The sequence below is a fragment of the Enterococcus sp. AZ009 genome, assembly GCF_050548785.1.
GTDB classification, from domain to species: Bacteria; Bacillota; Bacilli; order Lactobacillales; family Enterococcaceae; genus Enterococcus_D; species Enterococcus_D entomosocium.
This window is the reverse complement of the sequence record NZ_CP172960.1, coordinates 2,841,577-2,864,517: the sequence shown is the minus strand read 5'-3', so window position 1 is coordinate 2,864,517 and position 22,941 is coordinate 2,841,577. Positions and strand designations below refer to the sequence as shown.

The 22,941-nt window shown below is 42.0% G+C and carries 23 protein-coding genes; all 23 read left to right on the top strand.

Annotated elements, in window-relative coordinates:
- Positions 1-477: 477 nt before the first annotated feature.
- Positions 478-4,347: a Cna B-type domain-containing protein gene (locus tag IGJ74_RS13620; RefSeq protein WP_218193524.1), complete on the top strand. Its 3,870-nt coding sequence runs from the start codon at positions 478-480 to the stop codon at positions 4,345-4,347.
- Positions 4,348-4,491: 144 nt separating this feature from the next.
- Complete coding sequence (locus tag IGJ74_RS13615; RefSeq protein ID WP_087665019.1) at positions 4,492-5,448, top strand: alpha/beta hydrolase; 957 nt, start codon at positions 4,492-4,494, stop codon at positions 5,446-5,448.
- 17 nt (positions 5,449-5,465) lie between these two features.
- Positions 5,466-5,738: a GNAT family N-acetyltransferase gene (locus IGJ74_RS13610; protein ID WP_005234370.1), complete on the top strand. Its 273-nt coding sequence runs from the start codon at positions 5,466-5,468 to the stop codon at positions 5,736-5,738.
- A gap of 156 nt (positions 5,739-5,894) precedes the next feature.
- Entirely contained in the window at positions 5,895-6,131 is a 237-nt protein-coding gene (gene secG / locus IGJ74_RS13605) for a preprotein translocase subunit SecG (RefSeq protein WP_005228700.1), read from the top strand.
- Positions 6,132-6,254: 123 nt separating this feature from the next.
- The gene (locus IGJ74_RS13600; protein ID WP_087665018.1) at positions 6,255-7,007 is read left to right on the top strand and encodes an alpha/beta hydrolase; all 753 of its coding nucleotides are present in this window, start codon (positions 6,255-6,257) and stop codon (positions 7,005-7,007) included.
- 3 nt (positions 7,008-7,010) lie between these two features.
- Positions 7,011-9,371: a ribonuclease R gene (gene rnr / locus IGJ74_RS13595; RefSeq protein ID WP_005234372.1), complete on the top strand. Its 2,361-nt coding sequence runs from the start codon at positions 7,011-7,013 to the stop codon at positions 9,369-9,371.
- A gap of 15 nt (positions 9,372-9,386) precedes the next feature.
- The gene (gene smpB, locus IGJ74_RS13590; RefSeq protein ID WP_008380870.1) at positions 9,387-9,845 is read left to right on the top strand and encodes an SsrA-binding protein SmpB; all 459 of its coding nucleotides are present in this window, start codon (positions 9,387-9,389) and stop codon (positions 9,843-9,845) included.
- A gap of 292 nt (positions 9,846-10,137) precedes the next feature.
- Positions 10,138-10,857, top strand: coding sequence for a F0F1 ATP synthase subunit A (gene atpB, locus IGJ74_RS13585; protein WP_008380872.1), 720 nt, complete (start codon positions 10,138-10,140; stop codon positions 10,855-10,857).
- 32 nt (positions 10,858-10,889) lie between these two features.
- On the top strand, positions 10,890-11,102 hold the full coding sequence (gene atpE / locus IGJ74_RS13580) for an ATP synthase F0 subunit C (protein ID WP_005228705.1): 213 nt from the start codon (positions 10,890-10,892) through the stop codon (positions 11,100-11,102).
- Positions 11,103-11,190: 88 nt separating this feature from the next.
- On the top strand, positions 11,191-11,715 hold the full coding sequence (gene atpF / locus IGJ74_RS13575) for a F0F1 ATP synthase subunit B (protein WP_005228706.1): 525 nt from the start codon (positions 11,191-11,193) through the stop codon (positions 11,713-11,715).
- The gene (locus IGJ74_RS13570) at positions 11,702-12,244 is read left to right on the top strand and encodes a F0F1 ATP synthase subunit delta (RefSeq protein ID WP_005234375.1); all 543 of its coding nucleotides are present in this window, start codon (positions 11,702-11,704) and stop codon (positions 12,242-12,244) included. Before atpF ends, IGJ74_RS13570 begins: the two co-directional genes overlap by 14 nt.
- A 23-nt stretch (positions 12,245-12,267) precedes the next feature.
- On the top strand, positions 12,268-13,824 hold the full coding sequence (gene atpA / locus IGJ74_RS13565) for a F0F1 ATP synthase subunit alpha (RefSeq protein ID WP_008380876.1): 1,557 nt from the start codon (positions 12,268-12,270) through the stop codon (positions 13,822-13,824).
- A 16-nt stretch (positions 13,825-13,840) separates the two neighbouring features.
- Positions 13,841-14,743 (top strand): F0F1 ATP synthase subunit gamma, encoded by a 903-nt coding sequence (locus IGJ74_RS13560; RefSeq protein ID WP_005228710.1) that lies wholly within the window; start codon positions 13,841-13,843, stop codon positions 14,741-14,743.
- A 26-nt stretch (positions 14,744-14,769) separates the two neighbouring features.
- On the top strand, positions 14,770-16,176 hold the full coding sequence (atpD, locus tag IGJ74_RS13555; RefSeq protein WP_005234377.1) for a F0F1 ATP synthase subunit beta: 1,407 nt from the start codon (positions 14,770-14,772) through the stop codon (positions 16,174-16,176).
- Positions 16,177-16,207: 31 nt separating this feature from the next.
- Positions 16,208-16,630, top strand: coding sequence for a F0F1 ATP synthase subunit epsilon (locus IGJ74_RS13550; protein WP_005228716.1), 423 nt, complete (start codon positions 16,208-16,210; stop codon positions 16,628-16,630).
- Positions 16,631-16,787: 157 nt separating this feature from the next.
- Positions 16,788-17,021, top strand: a complete 234-nt coding sequence (locus tag IGJ74_RS13545; protein ID WP_008380880.1) for a DUF1146 family protein — start codon at positions 16,788-16,790, stop codon at positions 17,019-17,021.
- A 90-nt stretch (positions 17,022-17,111) separates the two neighbouring features.
- The gene (gene murA / locus IGJ74_RS13540) at positions 17,112-18,404 is read left to right on the top strand and encodes a UDP-N-acetylglucosamine 1-carboxyvinyltransferase (protein WP_008380882.1); all 1,293 of its coding nucleotides are present in this window, start codon (positions 17,112-17,114) and stop codon (positions 18,402-18,404) included.
- A gap of 20 nt (positions 18,405-18,424) precedes the next feature.
- Positions 18,425-18,601, top strand: a complete 177-nt coding sequence (locus tag IGJ74_RS13535) for a DNA-directed RNA polymerase subunit beta (protein ID WP_005228723.1) — start codon at positions 18,425-18,427, stop codon at positions 18,599-18,601.
- A gap of 92 nt (positions 18,602-18,693) precedes the next feature.
- Positions 18,694-18,969: a membrane protein insertion efficiency factor YidD gene (gene yidD, locus IGJ74_RS13530; protein ID WP_008380886.1), complete on the top strand. Its 276-nt coding sequence runs from the start codon at positions 18,694-18,696 to the stop codon at positions 18,967-18,969.
- Positions 18,970-19,008: 39 nt separating this feature from the next.
- Positions 19,009-19,467 carry a GNAT family N-acetyltransferase gene (locus IGJ74_RS13525; RefSeq protein WP_016612593.1) on the top strand — a complete coding sequence of 153 codons (459 nt, stop codon included), beginning with the start codon at positions 19,009-19,011 and terminating at the stop codon, positions 19,465-19,467.
- Between the two features lie 126 nt (positions 19,468-19,593).
- Positions 19,594-20,475 (top strand): ROK family protein, encoded by an 882-nt coding sequence (locus IGJ74_RS13520; protein ID WP_005234383.1) that lies wholly within the window; start codon positions 19,594-19,596, stop codon positions 20,473-20,475.
- A gap of 284 nt (positions 20,476-20,759) precedes the next feature.
- On the top strand, positions 20,760-21,947 hold the full coding sequence (locus IGJ74_RS13515) for an ABC transporter substrate-binding protein (RefSeq protein WP_008380891.1): 1,188 nt from the start codon (positions 20,760-20,762) through the stop codon (positions 21,945-21,947).
- Positions 21,948-22,055: 108 nt separating this feature from the next.
- Positions 22,056-22,934 (top strand): branched-chain amino acid ABC transporter permease, encoded by an 879-nt coding sequence (locus tag IGJ74_RS13510; RefSeq protein WP_008380893.1) that lies wholly within the window; start codon positions 22,056-22,058, stop codon positions 22,932-22,934.
- The last annotated feature ends 7 nt before the right edge of the window (positions 22,935-22,941 follow it).

Here is a 22,941-nt window from a genome sequence, read left to right as displayed (position 1 = left end):
CCAAAAATGATAAAGACGTTTCTTTGTACAGTAAAAGTTAAGAGAACTTATAAATAAAGGGAAAATAACAGTAAGATTTTAAAGAATCTGCTAAAATTTTTGTAACCGAAAATGAAAATAATGTGATTATTTATGAAAATTTTCATTTTCAGTTTACAATTATTTTTTTTTGACAAGTGAAATTTTAGCGAGTAGCCAATCACTCCTGGTGTTTAAGCGTTTTGAAGGAAAGAACTTTTATCACAAACAAAAGATTCTTTCTGGATTTTGAGTATTTATCATGAAAAAAATATTCTATTGTTTTTCAAACAAAAGAAATCCTATTTCATTTTCACAAATTCCCTTGAGAGCAGGACCCATTTTTTGGCTTTTGCTCTCATTTTTCTCACAGAATCAAAATTTGGGTCATTTTGCATTTTCTCTTTTTTCCGATTAGGATAATCACCTGAGTAAAATTTGTTGTTTGGAGGAAGAGAAATGCGTACTTATGTGAAAAAAATAGCTTACCCAATGTTCATGCTGTCCTTACTTATTTTATCCTATTTGGCGCCTTTATTATCAGTCATCACAGCCAATGCGGACACCGAGGAGAATCCCAAAACAATCCTATTTCAAAACGAAAAGGGCATAGCGCAAGTGACATCATTACCAGATCCTACCACAGGGGAGATCACTTGGACGATCCAAGTAGAAAAGAATCAACAAGCAGCAAATCAACTGGCATTCAGCTTGAGTGAAGGGGAACAAACGGTTCTGCCGAACTCGATTCAAAGCAGCGGCACGCCATTTACATATGATCCGCAAAGACAGCAGCTGATGGAAGAAACCGCTAGCAGTTCTTTTAGCCAAATGACGCTAACGTTTCAAACAAAAAGTCTTCAAACATTGACAATCAAATCCGCCTTTCTTCAAACAGATGAAAAAAATGGACAAGTGAAAGAAGACATCATCAACACAACAGATGTAGCAGTTGTTCTACCTGAAAATGAATCCACAGAAGCAACGAGTACAGAAGCCGTACTTTCTGATACTCAGGATCAAACAGAGGCTTCTGAAAAAAAGGTTGTATCAACAAGCAGCGAGTCACAACAACAAACGGCGTCAAATACTGCATCAAAAACCATAGAATCAACGCCTGATACCCAAGCAAGTGCGCCAGCAGCTTCACAACTTTCAAGTGGGGGCATTTTTAAAAATGATGTTCCTGAAGTTGATGACGCACTTCTAGGAGAAGCGCAATATTTTCATATTTTTGCTAACCATGCGACGCTAAATACACACACGAACGGAAATTTGGCCGTTGGTGAATTAAACGGAAATGTCAATTTTGGGACCAGTATTCAGGATGGTTCTTTGCCAACAGAAATCAATTATATTCAAAAGGTCAATTCCATCGCAAACTCTTCTTTTGTATCAGGAAGTGATAGTAGAAAAAACAAAGTTGTTTTTGGCCCATCAGTCACAGTAGATTTAGCAGATCAAAATCAGCAACCTGCCGTTTTTGTAAATGGTCAGAGAATGGATCACTTGAAGACTTCCGAAGTTTTTCAAGATCAATCCGTGAGTGAGCCTTATATAGACTTTGAACAGGCATTTTCAACGTTACAGGCGACGTCAGAAAGACTGGGAGCTTATCCGCAGACACCCGGTGTAACCAAGGATTTCACTGATAATAATCAGCGGGTCATCAATACAGCCGATGCCGAAGATGAGACACAAGCGGTTGTTTTGACCTTGACAGACGAACAAGGAAATCCACTTGATGATGGTGTTTACGAACTTCAAAACAACAAGACGCATAAGGAAGTCGATGAAGAAGTCACAAATGATGATGGGCAGGTGATCGAAGCTGGTCTTCCAGAGGGAGAATATTCCTTTGTGGAAACGGAAGCGCCAGACGGCTATCTGATTGATAAAAAACCCATTTCTTTTTCAGAAGATACAATTGCGAAAGAAGATCAAAAGGTTGTTGTTTCTCTTTCAAAAACGGAATTAGAAAAAGATACGCCAATCACCATTAAAGGGCTAACAAGAGGAAATACGCCTGTGATCATCAATGTGGACACTGAGGGAGCCAGCACCGTTAATGTTAAGTCCCAAATCAAACTAGAATATACGGATGGTACGTCTCGTAATAGCCATGAAACAGAAGAGTTTGATGATGCTGTTATCTTATGGAATTTTGTTGACCAATCAGAGGGCCAAACGATTTCGATTAATAGTCCATTCCAAGGAACCATCTTGGCTGTTGGTGATACAGTCGATGTCCATCAAAATGTTGACGGCAGTATCATTGCTGATACAGTGCTGGTCAACGCAGAAACCCATCGCTGGGATCTGCAAGCAAATGAAACAATCGTGCCGACTATTAAACTAGCTGCCATGAATCAATTGCTTTCTTTTGAAACAACGACAATCAGCGGGACCAAAACGTGGGATGATTATGACAACAAATTCAATACCCGTCCGACAAGCATTATGGTTCAATTATTGCAAAACGGTGAAGTATTCCAAACAAAAACGGTTACCCAAAGTAAAGAGGGGGACTGGCATTATGAATTTACTGATCTACCGAAAACTGACGAATCTGGTCAGACTTATGAATACACAATCCAAGAAACACCTGTTGAAGGGTATTCTACTAAAGTAAACGGCTATGACCTGGTCAACACGTACCGCGATACTGAAACGACAGAAGTAGCCGGAACAAAGACATGGAAAGACTATGGCAACAAGTTCAATACCCGCCCTGAAAGCATCACTGTCGACTTAATGCAAAATGATAAAGAAATCGACAAGCAAGTCGTAAAAGCAGATAACCAAGGCGACTGGACTTATCACTTCGAGAATCTGCCTAAGTATGATGAAAAAGGTCAAGCATACACCTACACGATCCAAGAAGAAAAAGTTTCAGGTTACAAAACTGAAATCAACGGCTATGACCTAGTCAACACCTATCGCAATACTGAAACGACAGACGTAGCTGGAACAAAGACATGGGATGACTATGGCAACAAGTTCAATACCCGCCCTGAAAGCATCACTGTCGACTTAATGCAAAACGGTAAAGAGATTGACAAACAAACCGTAAAAGCTGATAAAGAAAACAACTGGACCTATCACTTCGAGAATCTGCCTAAGTATGATGAAAAAGGTCAAGCTTACACCTACACGATCCAAGAAGAAAAAGTGCCAGGTTACACCACTGAAATCAATGGTTATGATCTAGTCAACACCTACCGCAATACTGAAACGACAGACGTAGCCGGAACAAAGACATGGAATGACTACGATAACAAATTCGAAACAAGACCAGAAAGCATCACTGTCAAGCTGATGCAAAATGATAAAGAAATCGACAAGCAAGTCGTAAAAGCAGATAACCAAGGCGACTGGACTTATCACTTCGAGAATCTGCCAAAGTATGATGAAAAAGGTCAAGCTTACACCTACACGATCCAAGAAGAAAAAGTTTCAGGTTACACCACTGAAATCAATGGTTATGACCTAGTCAACACCTATCGCAACACCGAAACAACGGTAGTATCGGGAACGAAGACGTGGAATGACTATGGCAACAAGTTCCACACCCGTCCAGAGAGTATCACTGTGAAGCTGATGCAAAATGATAAAAAAATTGACAAACAAACCGTAAAAGCAGATAACCAAGGGAACTGGACCTATCGCTTTGATAATCTGCCTAAGTATGATGCCGAAGGAAAAGTGTACACGTACACGATCCAAGAAGAAAAAGTGCCAGGTTACACCACTAAAGTCAACGGCTATGATTTAGTCAACACGTACCATAATACCGAAACGACAGAAGTAGCCGGAACAAAGACATGGAAAGACTATGATAACAAGTTCAATACCCGTCCTGAAAGCATCACTGTCGAATTAATGCAAAACGGTAAAGAAATCGACAAGCAAACCGTAAAAGCAGATAAAGAAGGCAACTGGACCTATCGTTTTGAAGATCTGCCAAAATATGATGAGAAAGGTCAAGCGTACACCTATAGCATTCAAGAAGTGGCTGTCAAAGGATACAAGTCAGATGTCCATGGCTATGATTTGATCAATACTTATGTCGAACCAAAAACGCCGAGAACGCCTGAGACACCGAATGATCCTAGCGATCCCAAAGTACCAATACCTTCTGACAAGTCTGATAAACCGAAAAAAATAGCCGGAAACGCCGAGCAAAAGCTGGATGACAAAAAGAACCAGACAAATAATGAAAAACGCTTGCCAAAGACAAACGAGGAATCCTCTTATGAACTAAGTGTTCTTGGAGGTATCTTACTCACCATGATTGCTTTCCTATTCTATAAACAGAAACATATTTAACCAAACAAATCTTTGTACTGCTCCTTCGCTAGAAGTCAGTACAAAGATTTTTTCTTAAAAAAGTATAGGACTTATTTAAGACTTGCGACAAAACTTTGGCTGAAAACCGGTGTAAATGGTAAACTAAAATGAAGGGGGGATCCTATGGTTTGGCTATTGCTACTACTGCTAATTTTTATTTTTTTGGTGTACTATGTATATCGCACGTCTGTGATGAAAAAGGGCGTACGCTATTTTGTTTCGGCAATTATTATGCGTAACAATGAATGGTATGAAAAAGAAGGCAGAAAGAAACTGGGGATTCCATACAAAGAGCGGATCGCGAAAAGCAGTTCGGCTTTTTGGTCACAAGGTTCGGAATGTACGGTAACGACCACCGATGATCTGATCCTGAGAGCAGAAGTCTTTGATCAGTGTGCTAAAACGTGGGTGATCTGCTTGCATGGGTATCGCAGTGATGGGCAAGCAGACTGTCAAGATGCGGCCGAGAAATTCTGGGCTGCGGGTCACAATGTTTTAGTTCCTGATTTGCGTGGACATGGCCGTAGTGAAGGCAAAGAGATCGGCTTAGGGTGGCTAGATCGGATGGATCTGCTTTTGTGGATCGATAAGATTTTGGAAAAAGACCCACAAACCCAAATCTTCCTCTATGGTTTAGGGATGGGAGCGGCGACTTTGCTGCTGGCCAGTGGAGAAGTCATGCCGGTGCAAGTTGCGGGTTTGATCTCAGACAGCAGTTATACGTCCGTTTATAGTGCCATTCGGGCAAGTCTACCACAATTTTCTCGGTTACCCGTCAAGCGCTTTTTGCGATTAGCCAATCGTTACAGTAAACACTTAGTCGGCTACCCCTTCCTACAAATCTCAGTGACCCGACAAGTCGGCAGCAACCATTTACCTGTGCTGTTTTTACAAGGAGAAAAGGATACGTTTCTTTCTGAAAAAGAAATCAATACTTTAATGGAAGCAACGGCTGGTCCGAAACAAAAAGTCCTTTTTCCCAATATGGGACATTTACAGGCAGTTAAAGATGCCCCAGAATATTGGCCAACCGTTTTGCAATTTATTGAGAATATCAAACAAAAAACAGACATTGTCTGATAGAAAGGGCGAAAACAATGGAAATAAAAGAAGAAAACAAGCGTTTTGCTTTATATGATGGAGAAACAGAAATTGGTGAGATTACATGGCAAGAAACACCAGATGATGTACTTGAAGTTGATCACACCTTCGTCAACCCTGATTATCGCGGACAGCAATTGGCGCAAAAATTGCTAAAAGCAGTTGTTGAAAAAGCACGACGGGAAGAGAAAAAAATTATGCCTGTCTGCTCCTTTGCGGTCAAAGAGTTCAAAGAAAAACCAGAATATGATGACGTACTCGTTCGCTGATTTGAACGAAAGCGATCTATGAGAAAAAGGCTGTCAGAAAGGACAGTCTTTTTTTTAAACCGTCACGCAACGAGCAATGACAAAAAGGGAGTAGTAATTTCTAGCGGAAAATGCTAAAATAGAAAGGACGACTTTAGCAAGCAAGGAGGAGCTAACGTGTATAATATCTTATTAACTGCTGTAATTGTTATTTCGATTTTAATGGTCATTACGATCATGATGCAGCCTAGCAAGCAAAATAGTGCAGCTAGTGCCTTTACTGGCGGTGCGGATCAATTGTTTGGTAAGCAAAAAGCCCGTGGATTTGAAGCAGTGATGCAGCGCTCAACGGCCATTTTAGGGTTTGTTTGGATGGTCTTGCTCTTTATTTTGGCTTTTCTTTCATCAAACTAATCATTTTGCTAGCGAACCTCTCGTAAAGAGAGGTTTTTTTCTTTTTAAGGGGAAGATTTTGATCGCATTTGTCGAAGTATTCTTCTTAACTATGGTAGAATTGGACGTGAGGTGAAAGGAAACATGAAAACATTTAATCAACCAAAACCGGTTTTTGCTGAACACGGCAAGCGAGCAGTCATTTTGTTCCATGCCTATTCAGGTAGTCCTAACGATGTGCGTATGCTTTGTCGTTCGTTAGAACAAAAAGACTACACGGTTTATACTCCGATGTTTACTGGACATGGTACGCCCAATCCAGATGATATCTTAAATCAAGGGATGGCTGTTTGGCAGCAGGATGCTGCAGATGCAGTTACTTATGTAAGAGAAAAAGGCTATGAAGAAGTTGCCGTTCTTGGACTTTCGATGGGCGGGATTTTAGCGATGGATCGTTTGACACAAGATCCAACATTGATGGGGGGCGGACTGTTTTGTTCGCCATTATTTGAAACCAAGAATGAAGTGCCAGTCAATTTTGAAAAGTATGCTGAAATGGTCATACCCTATGCTGATTTAGACGAGGCGACCCAAAAAGAAATATTGGCAGAAGTCCCTTGTAAGGTCAGAGAGCAACTGCAAGGAATCGAAACAGTCGGACAAACCACAGCTGGGCATTTAGGGAAAATCGAGCGCCCAGTCTTTCTATCACAAGCAGGAAAGGATCAAATGATCGATCCACAGACGGTTTTCAAAACAGCAGGGGCACTGTCCCATGTTCCCTATACGCTTCAATGGTATCCCGAAAGCGGTCATGTGGTGACCGTTGGACCAGAACGGAAAAAATTAGAGCAGGATGTGTTTGCTTTCTTAGAAACACTTGCTTGGAAAGAGTGAGTTATGACAGAAACGATTAAAACAAAAATCATTCAGTTTCTCGAAGAAAGCCGCAAAAAAAGTTTTTCAATGGAAGAAATTGCTGAAGGTCTAGGACTTCAAAAAAGTACAGACTTTAAGAATCTTGTTCAGACAGTAGCGGCGATGGAACGAGAAGGCAGCGTGATTTTTAACAAAAAAGGCAAAGTGAAATTACCCATGAAACGAGTGTTTGTGGAAGGAACCTTCCGTGCCAACGAGCGGGGCTTCGGCTTTGTCACTTTGGATGAAGAAGAAGACGATATTTATATCCCTAAAGAAGCAACAGGCTATGCCATGGACGGCGATACCGTTGCTGTGGACATCGTGCACGTTGCGGATCCTTTCTCAGATCGTGGTGCAGAGGGGAAAGTCGTTGAGATCAAACAACGGGCCATCAGTCAGTTGGTCGGCGAGTTTACATTATTTGATGAAAAAGAGATCGAAGAGTCGGATCTATATGGCGTTGTTCAGCCTAAAGATAAAAAACTAAGTGAATTAAAGGTGTTTATTGGTGCTCAAGGGATTCGACCTGTAGATGGGAGCATTGTGATCGTTGAAATCAGCCATTACCCAGAAAAAGGTTATTCGAAAAGCTTAGAGGGGTTGATCACGAAAGTTGTAGGACATAAAAACGATCCTGGAATGGATATATTATCGATCGTCGTGGCGAACGGGATTCCAACAAAATTTGAGGAAGAAACCTTAGCAGCGGCAGACGCAGTACCAGATACGATCGATCCTGCCGACTTTCCGGAACGGCGGGATTTGCGAGATCAACAGATTGTAACAATCGATGGAGCGGATGCCAAAGATTTGGATGATGCGGTGACCGTAAAAGCATTGCCTGACGGTAGCTTCTATTTGGGCGTGCATATCGCCGATGTTTCTTATTATGTGACCGAAAACAGCGCATTGGATAAAGAAGCGTTTGATCGGGGAACGAGTGTCTATCTTACGGATCGTGTGATTCCGATGATCCCACAGCGTTTATCAAACGGGATCTGTTCGTTGAATCCGAATGTCCCAAGGTTGACTATGAGCTGTGAAATGTGGATCAACCAAGAGGGGATCGTCACAGATTACAATATTTTCCAAAGTATTATTCAAACAAGTGCCCGTATGACGTATCAAGCAGTCAATCAAATCATTGAAGACAATGATCCAGAAACCACCAAAGAATATGCGGAATTAGTACCGATGTTCCATGATATGGCCGCCTTGCATCACGTGTTAGAAGCGATGCGCATCAAACGTGGGGCAGTTTCTTTTGAAGACCGAGAAGCAAAAGTCTTGGTCGATGGAGAAGGACACCCGCAAGAAATCGTTCTACGAGCACGGGGCGTCGGCGAACGATTGATCGAATCCTTCATGTTGGCAGCCAATGAAACCGTGGCGCGTCATTTCAATCAGAAGCATTTACCATTTATTTACCGGATCCATGAGGAACCAAAAGAAGAGAAAATGCGCCGCTTCTTTGATTTTGCATCTGCTTTAGGGATCGTAGTCAAGCAGACCAATGGCTCGATCTCACCAAAACAATTGCAAAAAGTTGTTGAAGATGTCGCAGATAAGCCAGAGGCAATGGTTGTCAATACGATGCTACTAAGAAGTATGCAACAAGCGAAGTATTCTGAAGAAAACGTCGGTCACTATGGTTTGGCAGCGGAAGATTATACCCACTTCACGTCACCGATCCGTCGTTATCCCGACTTGATCGTGCATCGTTTGATTCGATCTTACAGTGAAGATGTCTCAGAAGCCAACCAAAACAAATGGGCTGAAATCTTGCCGGACATCGCGCTGCACAGCTCCCAAATGGAACGACGAGCAGTCGATGCAGAAAGAGAAGTCGATGCGCTTAAAAAAGCTGAGTATATGGCCGATAAAGTAGGAGAAGAGTTTGACGGTATCATCAGTTCCGTCGTTAAGTTTGGCTTGTTTATTGAATTGCCTAACACGATTGAAGGGTTGATCCATATCAATAATCTGAAGCAAGATTACTTCCATTATTTGGAAAACCATCTGGCACTTGTGGGTGAACGGACAGGCCTGACCTTTAAAATTGGTCAGAAAGTTCGCATCAAAGTCGTAAAGGCTGATCCAGAAACAAGAGAGATCGATTTCGAACTGGTAGCAGCAGAAGAAGTTGAAAAACTGCAAGCACCAAAAGCCAACAAACGTAACAACAATCAAAAAAATGAAGCTAGCCGCCGTGGAAAAAAACAACGAAACCCTGAGAAAAACCAAGGGAAACGCTTTGAGCAATCAGGTAAAGGCAAGCCGAAAAAAGCTGGCAAAGTGAAAAAGAAAAAACCTTTTTACAAAGGAATCAAGAAAAAATAATTGGAGGGATGGCCCGTGCCTAAAGGAGAAGGGAAATTAATCGCCCAAAACAAAAAGGCCCGCCATGATTACACGATCCTCGATACGATCGAAGCGGGGATCGTCTTACAGGGAACAGAGATCAAAGCGATCCGTAACAGCCGGATCAATTTGAAAGACGGCTTTGTACGCATTCGTAACGGTGAGGCATTCTTAGTCAATGTGCATATCAGTCCTTACGAGCAAGGAAACATTTTTAATCACGATCCATTGCGGACGAGAAAACTGTTGCTACACAAAAAGCAGATCGCTCGTCTGATTGGCGAAACAAAAAATACCGGTATGACGATTGTGCCATTAAAGGTGTATATCAAGGATGGTTATGCCAAAGTTTTGATTGGTTTAGCGAAAGGAAAACGCGAATATGACAAGCGGGAATCCTTGAAACGCAAAGATCAAGAAAGACAAATTGACCGAGTTCTTAGAAATTTCTAATTTTCTAAGAACTTCTTTTAGAATCCGATAGAGGTTATTGCTTTGAAAATCACGCTAAATTTGGTAGCATTTAAGGGAAAGCTGTTGATATAACAGGCTTTTTCTTCCACATAGCGACACGAGGATTTTTCAATTAATTTAGGATTTTTGGCATTGTGAGTTTTTTGTCTAATTTTCTTGAAAATGCTTTGAAATTTTCCATTCGTGGTGGTATGATACCGATTGTTATGAGAGGAAACGCATTGTAACACCAGATTTTTTCTGGAGATGACAGGAAAAGAGGTGAGAAAGATTGGAAGATAAATCGCTTATGTTTCATATCGGTCCTATATGGTTTGATGGAACTGTAGCTATGATGACAATCATTTCTTGTATTATTGTTTTTTTGGTGGTCTTTATTTGTACACGTAACCTGCAAATGAAACCGAAAGGGAAGCAGAACTTCATTGAATGGGTCATTGACTTTGTTCGTGGCATCGTGGCGGACAATCTACCAGGATCTCAAGTGAACAACTTTCATTTGCTCGGTGTAACAATGTTTCTTTTTGTGTTTGTGGCAAATGAGATCGGCTTAGTCACAAAAATCGTGACGACAGATGACATTACCTTATGGAAAAGTCCGACAGCAGACCCGTTTGTTACATTGACACTTGCACTTATGGTTATTTCCTTGACACATTTCTTTGGGATCAAGTCGTTGGGCTTCAAAAATTACTTGATCAATTCGTATCTGAAACCGGTGGGCTTTTTATTGCCGCTAAAAATCATCGAAGAATTTACGAATGTCATCACGTTAGGCTTGCGTTTATATGGAAATATATTCGCTGGTGAAGTGTTATTAGGATTGATTGCCAACATGTTTATTAGTCTTGGTTGGTGGTCATTGCCGATCGTGATGCCGCTAGAAATGATCTGGATTGGCTTCTCGCTCTTTATTGGAGCGATCCAAGCTTATGTATTTGTTACATTGACCATGGTATTTATGAGCCACAAAATCGTGGCAGAACATTAATCGAATCGACATACAATTAGGAGGAAAAAAGAATGAACTTTATTGGAGCAGGATTAGCAATTATCGGAGCAGCAATTGGTGCAGGGTATGGTAACGGACAAGTAATCGCAAAAACGATCGAATCAATGGCACGCCAACCTGAAATGTCAGGTCAACTACGTTCAACAATGTTTATCGGGGTAGCGTTAGTCGAAGCTGTACCGATTCTAGGGGTAGTTATCGCGCTGTTATTAGTCTTCCGATAAGACAAGCACGAAAAGGCAGAAACGAACAATTGCACTCGTTTTTGCTTTTTTCTAATGAAACAATGACTTTCAGAAAGGAAGAATCGTTATGCTAAATCAGTTGGTTATAGCGGAAGTTCAAAATCCAATGCTTGGCAATATTATCGTTGTCAGCGGATCAATTCTTCTTTTGCTATTCTTATTGAAACATTTTGCATGGGATGCCATCAGCAGCATGATGCAAAAACGGGAAGATAAAATCGCCAATGATTTGGATTCAGCGGAACAATCACGCTTGAATGCAGCAAAATTAGAAAAAGAACGCCAAGAAAAATTGGCACGTTCTCATTCTGAAGCTGCGGAGATCATCAAGAGCGCCAAAGATAGCGGGGAATTGAGTCGACAAAATATTTTGAGCGAGACCAAAGAAGAAGTGGCTCGTTTGAAAGAAAAAGCAAACTCAGATATCACCCTTGAAAAAGAAACTGCGTTAAAAGAAGTGAAAGATGATGTTGCAGAACTTTCGCTTCAAATCGCAGAAAAAATCTTAGGCCGCGAATTGACTCCCGAAAATCATGAATCCCTAATCAATCAATATATCGAAGGATTGGGTTCAGTTAATGAAACTCGATAAATTCACAGTGGGAAAACGTTATGGAAAAGCGTTGTTCGAATTGGCGATGGAAGAACAGCGCTTGACAGAAGTTTACCAAGAATTATTGACCTTGCGTCAGATTTATCAGGAAATTCCAACATTCGGCCAAATCGTGACCGATAACCGTTTGGATCTTCATGAGAAAAGACAATTAGTCGATCAATTGCTGAAGGGCTTTGAAGGTTTAGTCAGAAATTTCTTGGAGATCGTTTACGAATATGATCGCATGGATGATTTATTGCTGATCATTGATGAATACGAACGTCGTTACGATGAATATCAAGGTCTTGTTCTCGGAACGATCACAACGGCTGTTGCTTTGTCAGCAGAACAAAAAAGCAAAATCGAAAAGCAAATCGCCGATAAGCTTGGGTACAAGCAGGCACAATTGAAAGAAACGATCGATCCAACGATTTTAGGCGGTGTCATCGTTGAAGCAAATCATCAAGTGATCGACGGTAGTATTAAGAGCCAACTGGATTATCTGCGACAAAAAATCGGCAGATAAACAAGAGATAAGAGGTGAATCGGATGGCCATCAAAGCAGAAGAAATTAGTGCCTTGATCAAAGAGCAAATTAAAAATTATCAGAACGAACTTTCTGTAGAAGAAATCGGTACTGTCACATATGTTGGGGACGGGATCGCCCGCGCCCACGGTTTAGAAAATGCCATGAGTGGAGAACTGCTTGAGTTTTCAAACGGTTCTTATGGGATGGCACAAAACTTAGAGTCAAACGATGTCGGAATCATCATCCTAGGTGATTTTGAAACCATTCGTGAAGGGGACAAAGTAAAACGAACTGGTAAAATCATGGAAGTTCCTGTCGGCGATGCATTAATTGGCCGGGTAGTAAATCCATTAGGGCAACCAATCGATGGTTTAGGTCCGATCGAAACAGATAAATCACGCCCAGTCGAAGCAGCTGCACCAGGTGTTATGCAACGGAAATCCGTTTCGGAACCAATGCAAACAGGGTTGAAAGCTATTGATGCTTTAGTACCAATCGGTCGTGGCCAACGGGAATTAGTCATCGGTGACCGGAAAACCGGAAAAACAACGATCGCTATTGATGCGATCATCAACCAAAAAGGGCAAGACATGATCTGTATTTATGTCGCAATTGGCCAAAAAGATTCAACTGTTCGTGCACAAGTGGAAACATTGCGTCGTTACGGTGCGCTTGATTACACGATCGTGGTCTCAGCAGGTGCTTCACAACCAGCACCACTGCTTTATATCGCACCTTATGCGGGGGCTGCGATGGGGGAAGAATTCATGTATAACGGCAAACATGTTTTGATCGTCTTCGATGACTTATCAAAACAAGCGGTCGCTTATCGTGAACTTTCTCTACTTCTACGTCGTCCGCCAGGTCGTGAAGCATACCCAGGGGATGTCTTCTACTTGCATTCTCGTTTATTGGAACGTGCAGCGAAATTAAGTGATGAACTAGGTGGTGGATCGATGACGGCATTGCCGTTTGTTGAAACACAAGCAGGGGATATTTCAGCCTATATCCCAACCAACGTGATTTCTATCACAGATGGACAAATTTTCTTAGAAAACGACCTTTTCTATTCTGGTGTTCGTCCTGCCGTAGCGGCTGGATTATCCGTTTCACGGGTTGGGGGGTCTGCGCAGATCAAAGCAATGAAAAAAGTTGCCGGTACCTTGCGTTTGGACTTGGCTAGCTATCGCGAACTAGAGGCCTTTACGCAGTTTGGGTCTGATCTAGATGCTGCAACACAAGCCAAATTAAACCGCGGTCGTCGAACCGTTGAAATCTTGAAGCAAAAACTGCATGAACCACTGGCAGTAGAAAAACAAGTCGTGATTCTTTATGCCTTGACGCATGGATTCATTGATAGTGTACCAGTCAATAAACTATTGGACTTTGAAGCAGAATTATTTGAATATATCGAAGCAAATGCAGCGACGATTTTTGAAACCATTCGGACAACGAAAGACTTGCCAGAAGAAAGCTTGTTAGATGACACCATTAAAGCATTCAAAGATATTTTCATGGCATCCAACGGTTCTCGGGTGACACCCCAAGATAAAATATCGACAATGCAAAACGCATAAAAAGAGGTGAGAGAAAATGGCTGCTTCATTAAATGAAATTAAGCAACGAATTGCCTCAACAAAAAAAACCAGCCAAATCACAAAGGCCATGCAAATGGTTTCAGCTGCAAAATTAACAAAATCTGAAGCTCATTCGAAACAGTTTCAAGTGTATGCCAACAAAGTACGTGAAATCGTTACGCATTTAACTGCGCAGCAGCTTTCCGATCTTGCAGGTTCTGGTCCTAAAGATGGTGTGAACTATAACAGTATGTTGGTTAGTCGTCCGGTCAAACGCACAGGCTACATCGTCATCACTTCTGATGGCGGTCTAGTAGGCGGCTACAATAGTTCCATCTTGAAGCAAATGATGACCATGCTGGATGAAGACCATGCAAAAGAAGAAGAGTATGTCATGATTGCCATTGGTGCAACTGGCGCTGACTTTTTCAAAGCACGGGGCATCAATTTGGCGTACGAGCTAAGAAACCTTTCGGATCAACCAAGCTTTGACGAGGTGCGTAAAATCGTAACATTGGCGACAACGATGTACCAAAACGAAGTCTTCGATGAATTATATGTGTGTTATAACCATCACATCAACTCATTGACTAGCCAATTTCGTGTGGAGAAAATGTTGCCGATTTCCGATCTAGATCCTGAAGAAGCCGAAAGTTATGAACAAGAATACTTGTTTGAACCTTCCAGAGAAGCAATTTTGAATCAATTACTGCCTCAATACGCTGAAAGCTTGATTTATGGTGCGATTGTTGACGCAAAAACAGCCGAGCATGCTGCCGGAATGACAGCGATGAAAACAGCAACAGATAATGCCAAAAATATTATTGGGGACTTGACGATCTCTTATAACCGAGCGCGCCAAGGAGCGATCACCCAAGAAATTACTGAAATTGTGGCGGGGGCATCCGCGTTAGAATAGTTTCAAGAACGAATGGAGGAATACGAATGAGTTCAGGCAAGATTGTTCAAGTCATTGGTCCCGTTGTTGACGTGGAATTCTCTCTAGACCAATCATTACCAGATATCAACAATGCGTTGATTGTTTACAAAAAAGATGAGCAGAAAACAAAAGTTGTGTTAGAAGCTGCCTTAGAACTTGGCGACGGCGTTATCCGTACGATTGCCATGGAATCAACAGATGGCTTACAACGAGGAATGGAAGTAATCGATACAGGCGCCTCCATTTCTGTTCCAGTTGGGACAGAAACCTTAGGACGGGTGTTTAATGTCTTAGGGGACACCATCGATTTAGAAGCACCGTTTCCTGAAGAAGCACCCCGCAGTGGGATCCACAAAAAAGCTCCTGACTTTGATGAATTGTCAACAAGTACTGAGATCCTTGAGACTGGGATCAAAGTTATCGACTTATTAGCCCCTTATTTAAAAGGGGGGAAAGTTGGTCTTTTCGGTGGTGCCGGTGTTGGTAAAACTGTCTTGATCCAAGAACTGATCCACAACATTGCCCAAGAGCATGGGGGGATCTCTGTCTTCACAGGTGTTGGTGAACGGACACGTGAAGGAAACGACCTTTATAATGAAATGAAAGAATCTGGCGTTATCGAAAAAACAGCCATGGTGTTTGGACAAATGAACGAACCACCAGGTGCCCGGATGCGGGTTGCCTTGACTGGGTTGACCTTAGCGGAGTACTTCCGCGATGTAGAAGGACAAGACGTGCTCTTGTTTATCGATAATATCTTCCGATTTACTCAAGCTGGTTCTGAAGTATCTGCCTTACTAGGTCGGATGCCTTCTGCCGTTGGATATCAACCGACACTAGCAACCGAAATGGGACAATTGCAAGAACGGATCACTTCAACAAAAAAAGGATCGGTTACTTCTATTCAAGCAATCTATGTTCCTGCCGATGACTACACGGACCCGGCACCAGCGACTGCTTTTGCCCATTTGGATGCAACAACCAACTTGGAACGTAAATTGACTGAACAAGGGATCTATCCAGCTGTTGATCCGCTAGCTTCTTCTTCTAGTGCGTTAGCACCTGAAATCGTTGGTGAAAAACACTATGAAGTAGCGACTGAAGTACAGCATGCGTTGCAACGTTATCGCGAACTACAAGACATCATCGCTATCTTAGGGATGGATGAGTTGTCTGATGAAGAAAAAACGTTAGTGGCTCGTGCGCGTCGGATCCAATTCTTCTTGTCGCAAAACTTCCACGTAGCGGAACAGTTTACTGGACAACCTGGTTCTTATGTACCAGTTGAAGAAACGATCAAAGGCTTTGCTGAGATTCTTGAAGGAAAATATGATGATCTTCCAGAAGAAGCCTTCCGTAGTGTAGGACGAATTGAAGACGTCATTGAAAAAGCGAAAAAAATTGGCTATTAATTAACCAGCCTTGAAGAAAGAGGGGAACCTCATGGATCAATTTTTAACAGTCAATGTGGTGACACCTGCTGGTTTGGTTTACGATCATCACGCGAAAATCGTGGTTGCACGTACGACAGATGGTGAGATCGGTATTTTGCCGCATCATGCCCCAATCATCGTTCCTTTGACGATTGATGAAGTCCGGGTCAAACGGATCGATTCAGATACTCACGTCGACTGGGTCGCCGTTAATGGCGGTATCCTTGAAGTGCGGGACAATGTTGTCTCCATCGTAGCCGATAGTGCGGAACGTGATCGTGATATCGACGTTTCACGGGCAGAAAGAGCAAAACAACGTGCAGAACGTCAAATCGAAGAGGCCAAACAAGTCGAAGATATCGACCAGCTTCGTCGCGCAACGGTTGCTTTGCACCGCGCCATTAATCGAATCAACGTGTCAAAACATTCCTAAAAAAACAAGGGCATCTTGCCTTTGTTTTTTTTATTCGAGAAAACGTTTTAAAAACTTTTTAAAGTCTTTTCATGAAGGTTTCAAGAAAGATTATTTTTTATCTTGACATCTTTGTGGTATGATAGGAATGTTCAATTATGAAAAAGGAGCAGGAAGTATGCAAGTGTATGGAATTGATGCAATCATTCGAATCGTGAGTCATTTAGCGTTCATCTATTTAGCATTTTGGGCATTGCAATCTGTGCGGATCGATGCTTTTTTTAAAGCCTTACGAACGACTCAGATACGAATGGTCATGGTGTTTCTTGCGATTGCATTAGGCTACACCGCCAGTACTTTTTTCCTTGAGTTGATTGCGTTATGTCGTAATTTATTTTTAACAGGTTTTTAAGAATTTCATTAATATATGCAAAAACACCGAATATTATGCTATAATTGGCAAGATTTGTGTGAGTCACTGCATTATTTGGAGGGAACATAAATGGAAGAGATGATCGTTCAAGGTGGTAATCGATTAACTGGAACAGTGAAGATCGAAGGGGCAAAAAATGCTGTTCTACCTATCTTAGCGGCAAGCTTATTAGCGGAAGAAGGAACAACGACATTAACAAATGTACCGATCCTTTCCGATGTATTAACAATGAAAGAAGTGATTCGGCATTTAAATGTCGCAATCGATTTTGAAGAAGAAAACAATACGATGACGATCGATGCATCACAAGAGTTAGCGATCGAAGCACCTTATGAGTATGTAAGCCAAATGCGCGCTTCAATCGTAGTCATGGGGCCTTTGTTAGCCCGTAATGGTCATGCCAAAGTGGCAATGCCTGGCGGCTGTGCAATCGGCAAACGACCAATTGATTTGCATTTGAAGGGATTTCAAGCACTAGGCGCGCAAATCATCCAAAAAGATGGATACATAGAAGCGATCGCCGATGAGTTAAAAGGCAATAGCATTTACTTGGATTTCCCAAGTGTCGGCGCAACGCAAAATATCATGATGGCTGCGGTAAAAGCTAAAGGTATCACCATCATTGAAAACGTCGCTCGTGAACCTGAAATCGTCGATTTAGCAAACATTTTAAACAAAATGGGTGCCAAAGTCTTTGGTGCAGGAACCGAAACGATGCGTATCGAAGGGGTCGATCACCTTCATGCGGTGGAACATTCGATCGTCCAAGACCGTATCGAAGCAGGAACCTTTATGGTTGCAGCAGCGATGACCCAAGGAGACGTCATTATTAAAGATGCGATCTCAGAACACAATCGTCCATTGATCTCAAAATTGATCGAAATGGGCGCAGAAGTGACTGAAGTAGCTGAAGGGATTCGTGTCGTTGGACCTGAACAATTGAAGGCAACAGATGTGAAAACAATGCCTCATCCAGGTTTTCCTACGGACATGCAAGCGCAAATGTCTGCTATTCAACTTTTAGCAGCTGGAACAAGTGTTGTGAATGAAACGGTATTTGAGAACCGTTTCCAGCATTTAGAAGAAATGCGTCGGATGAATGCTCATGTCAAAATCGACGGCAACGTAGCAGTGATCGAAGGCGGCCATGAATTGCAAGGTGCGCTGGTCTATGCAACGGATTTACGTGCAGCAGCAGCGTTAATTTTATTAGGGCTACGTTCAACTGGTCGGACACGTGTCCGCAATCTAAAATATTTGGATCGTGGCTATTACAAATTCCATGAAAAATTGCAGCAATTAGGTGCTTCTGTGGAACGAGTTTCTGAAGCAGTTGAAGAAACCGTACCAGTAAACGCATAGTAGGAGTAGGAGAGAATAAAGTGAAGTTGAACCGTTACATTCTAACTAGCTTGATAAAAATTCTAATCGTCATATTATTAGCTATTTTATTGTTCTTAGCCGGAACGATGATTGGCTATGGGGTGATTGGCGACGGTAGTCCTTTTAAAGTCTTCTCTCCAAGTCTTTGGAATCATATCTTTGAGTTTATGAAGTAACCCCAAACTAGGACTTATGCCTCGTGCTGAGTCCTAGTTTTTTCTATCTATCTTCACTGAATCGTGATCATAAAAAGAAAGGTTGGCAAGAAATGAGTAAACTTTTGATTGGCTTTGTTCGTTTCTATCAACGTTTTATTTCCCCATTATTTCCTCCTAGCTGTCGTTATTATCCGACTTGCTCAGGATACATGATCCAAGCGATCCAAGTCCATGGCGCAGCCAAAGGAGGTTTGATGGGGGTAGCTCGTATCTTACGCTGCCATCCCTTTGTAAAAGGCGGTATAGATTACGTACCCCAGACGTTTACTTTAAAACGAAATACGCAAGACAAAGTCAAACCAACGTACCGTTATCGGAAAAGTTAAAAGGAATCAACAAAAATGTAAAAAAGGAGCCAAAAAGCCATGATTCGTCCAATCGACTCTAATGAAGCGTATCCTTGGGCGTTGCTGCTGGATGCAGATCCTGAAAAAGCAGTCGTAGAAAGCTATCTATATAATAGCCAAACACTTGTTTATGAAGAAGCTGGAGAAATGATTGGTGTGCTAGTTTATCAAAATCAAGGCAACAATTGGGAGATTATGAATGTGGCCGTTTCTCCAGAAAAGCAAGGAATGGGCATTGGTCGTCAATTGCTGCAAGCTGCCGAAGAAGCAATCCTCAGTCAACACCTTGGGGCAAAACGGCCGATTGTAGTGATCAAAACTGGTAGTCTGCCCTCTGCAGCCCTGACTTTGTACCAAACGCAAGGCTATGTTGAAAAAGACCGGATGGATAATTATTTCACCACTCACTATGCTGAACCGATTTTCGAAAATGGGCAGCAGTTGATCGATCAAGTTATTTTGGAAAAGCAGCTCTAATCCCATAGAGACAGTCTATGGCAATTTTAGGCTGTTTTTTTTATTGTTCTCGGAAATCGCTTTCTTCAAGCAGGGACTTACGGTAAAATAGATAGTATCAGAATAATAAAGGATTGAGGGAAAAAAATGGCGATTTTAGTCTTTGATATGGGTGGTTCAGCAGTAAAATATGGCGTCTGGGCACAGGATTCTTTGGTGAGTAAAGGCAAATTTACTACACCAAGCACGTGGCAAGAAATGAAAGCCCAGTTGCAGCAAGTAAGAGCAAGCGTAAACGAAGAGATCGAAGGGGTCGGGATCAGTGCTCCAGGTGCAGTCAATGCCCAAGAACGTCGAATCGACGGTATCAGTGCGATTCCTTATATCCATGGGTTTGACATCTACTCTGAACTCGAAGGAGTGTTTGGGGTACCAGTAACCATCGAAAATGATGCCAATTGCGCTGGGATGGCTGAATTCTATCAAGGAGCGGGCAAAGAGTATCAGCAAGCAGCTTTCGTTGTGATCGGAACAGGCGTTGGCGGTACCCTGTTTCAAAATGGTGAGCTAGTCCGTGGGGCACATTTATACGGCGGTGAATTTGGGTTGATGATTTTGGATCAAGGCAAAACATTTTCGCAACTAGGGACAGCGGTTCAGATGGCTTGGCGTTATTGTGATCGAATTGGTGTAGATCGAACCACAATTACCGGCGAAGAGGTCTTTCAACGTGCAGAAGATGGGGATGCCATTGCGATCGAGGAAGTCAATAAATTTTACCGCTATTTAGCGCAAGGACTATTCAGTATTCAATTTGCTTTTGATCCTGAAGTGATCATTATCGGTGGCGGTGTCAGTGCCAAAAATGGCTTGTTAGAAGAAGTGAATCAACGGTTGAAAAAAATGTTGGCAGATCAAGCTTTAAATGATTTTGTCCCACTGATCAAGCTATGTGACTATCGCAACGATGCCAATCTAGTTGGGGCGGCAGCCAATTTTCAAGCATTGTATCCACGAAATAGCCGCTAACATCTTGATGTAATGTTTTCAAACGTCCTTTTGACAAAAAATGAAGCAATTCGAAACGATCAAAAAGTAAGCAAAGGAAAAAAAACTTTGCTTGCTTTTCTTTTTGTTCAAAAAAATGAAAAGCGATTCCATTATTGATGGAACAGTGTTTTAAAAACACTATTTTTTCCTAGTAAAAAAAATAAATTCTGAATAGGTGAAATATTCTGATAATTCGTTGACATTTTCCAGATTTTTCAGTATATTGGATAACATATTCAGGGGAAGTGAAGGAGAGGAAAATTATGAAAAAGAAATTTGCGTTTTTGTTTGCGAGTTTGTTTTTGTTGACAGCATGTAGCGCTGGACCAACAGGTGGATCAACGGATGGCAGCGGGGCTGCTGAAGGTGGCAATAAACAAGAGGGAGATACCATCAAGATCGGAACCAACTTAGAGTTGTCAGGAGCCGTAGCTGCTTATGGGACGGCTGAAAAAGAAGGAATCGACTTAGCAGTAGAAGAAATCAATGCTGCCGGCGGTATTCTTGGAAAACAAATTGAAATTATTTCGAAAGATAACAAATCAGATAACAATGAAGCTGCAACGGTAGCAGCCAACTTAGCTACAAATGATAAAGTTGTAGCCATCATTGGTCCAGCAACTTCTGGTGCTACGAAAGCGGCTTTGCCTAACGTGACCAGAGCACAAGTACCAATGGTTACACCTTCAGGTACTGACGATGCGATTACTTATACTAGTGGGAAAGTGCAAGAATTTGCCTTCCGTTCTTGTTTCCAAGATAGCTTCCAAGGAACGATCTTAGCGAAATATGCGGCTGAAAATTTGGATGCATCAAAAGCCGTGATCTTGGGAGACAACTCAAGTGATTACGCAATTGGATTGACGGAAGCATTTAAAGAAAGTTACCCAGGCGAAATTGTCTTAGAAGATAACTTTACTGAAGGCGACAAAGATTTCCAAGCAGTTCTTACAAGAATCAAAGATGTCGACTTCGATGTCTTGTTCATTCCAGGCTACTACACAGAAGCTGGTTTGATCATCAAGCAAGCGCGAGAATTAGGAATTGATCAAGCAATCATTGGTGCCGATGGATTCGGTGATGAAAAAATGGTTCAAACAGCTGGTGCAGAAAATGTCAGCAATGTTTACTATACCGGTCACTTCTCTACCAAAGCACCAGCAAACGACAAAGTTGAGCCCTTTGTGGCAGCGTTCAATGAAAAGTATGGCAAAGAACCTTCTGCTTTTAATGCGTTAGCCTATGATGCAGTTTACATGATCAAACAAGCAATCGAAGATCAAAACTCAGCAGATTCATTGGCAATTGCAGCTGGTTTGTCTGAACTGAAAGACTTTGTCGGCGTGACAGGTGAAATCACAATGGATGAAAATCATAACCCTGAGAAATCAGCAGTTGTTTTAGGATTGACTGACGGGAAGGAAACCTCAGCAGACACTGTGGAACCTTAAAAACCTGTAGTTGTTTGGCAGTGAAAACTGGGACAGACCTGATGTGTTTGTCTCAGTTTCTTTTCTCTAATGAGAAGAACCATAATAAATGATATTGGAAGTGAGTATATGGAAATGATGATCCAACAATTGATCAACGGCTTGTTTCTAGGCAGTATCTACGCCTTGTTAGCGTTGGGTTATACGATGGTGTATGGCATCATCAAGCTGATCAACTTCGCCCACGGAGAAGTTTATATGATTGGTAGTTTTATCGGTTACTTTTTGATCAATCAATGGCAATTGGGCTTTTTCCCAGCGTTATTCATTTCGATGATCGCCAGTGCAGCACTTGGGGTAACGATTGAATTTTTAGCCTATCGTCCTTTGAGAAATTCCACGCGAATTTCGGCATTGATTACGGCAATCGGGGTTTCTTATTTTTTGCAAAATGTCATGATTTTTTTCTTTTCTGCCAATGTGCGCCCGTTTCCGCAAGCAATCGAACGAAAAACCTATTCCATCGGGTTTGTTCAAGTAAGTAATGTCCAGTTATTGATTTTGGCTGTTTCGGTTACCTTAATGATTCTCTTGCAATTGATCGTGAAAAAGACCCGTATGGGAAAAGCGATGCGTGCAGTAAGTGTTGATGCAGATGCAGCGCGTTTGATGGGGATCAATGTTAATCGAACGATTTCCTTTACCTTTGCCTTAGGCTCGGCTTTAGCTGCAGCTGGCGGGATGCTGATCGGTTTGTATTATAATTCCATTGATCCATCAATGGGGGTCGTTCCTGGTCTGAAGTCTTTTGTTGCGGCGGTTCTCGGCGGGATCGGGATCATTCCTGGTGCAGCTTTAGGCGGCTTTGTGATCGGTTTAGTGGAGACAGCAGCGACAGCGCTTGGTTTTTCTGATTACAAGGATGCTTTAGTGTATGTCATTTTAATAATTATATTGTTGGTTCGTCCAGCTGGGATCCTCGGCAAAAATATCAAAGAGAAAGTGTAGGTGGCAG